The 491-nt window shown below is 70.9% G+C and carries 1 protein-coding gene; it reads right to left on the bottom strand.

Going from position 1 to position 491, the window contains the following annotated elements; translation table 11 throughout:
- On the bottom strand, positions 1 to 491 hold a 491-nt coding region (locus PUR61_RS01080; RefSeq protein WP_329874651.1), incomplete at both ends, for an acyltransferase domain-containing protein.

Raw genomic sequence — 491 nt, 5'->3', positions numbered from 1 at the left:
TGTCGCCGCTGACGACGACGGCGGTGGGGCCGTTGACGGCGGCGACGGAGATGCGGTCGTGCCAGGGGGCGATGAGTTGGTGGGTGTGGTCGAGGGGGTGGGTGAGGGAGACCATGCCGCCGGTGCCGGTGATGGTGTGGATGGCTTGGCTGCGGAGGGCGACGACGGTGGCGCCGTCTTCGAGGGTGAGGGCTCCGGCGACGACGGCGGCGGCGATTTCGCCCTGGGAGTGGCCGAGGACGGCGTCGGGGGTGACGCCGTAGGACTCCCAGAGGGCGGTGAGGGAGATCATGACGGCCCAGAGGGCGGGTTGGACGATGTCGACGCGGTCGAGGGGTGCGCCGTCGCGCAGGAGTTGGGTGAGGGACCAGTCGACGTGGGGGGCGAGGGCCTGTTCGCACTGGTTCATCTTCTCGGCGAAGACGGGTGCGGTGTCGAGGAGTTCGACGGCCATGCCGGCCCACTGCGAGCCCTGCCCCGGGAAGACGAAG

Source organism: Streptomyces sp. BE20 (genome assembly GCF_036322525.1).
GTDB lineage: Bacteria > Actinomycetota > Actinomycetes > Streptomycetales > Streptomycetaceae > Kitasatospora.
The sequence above is the reverse complement of the archived record's forward strand: the minus strand, read 5'-3'. Positions and strand labels throughout refer to the sequence as shown.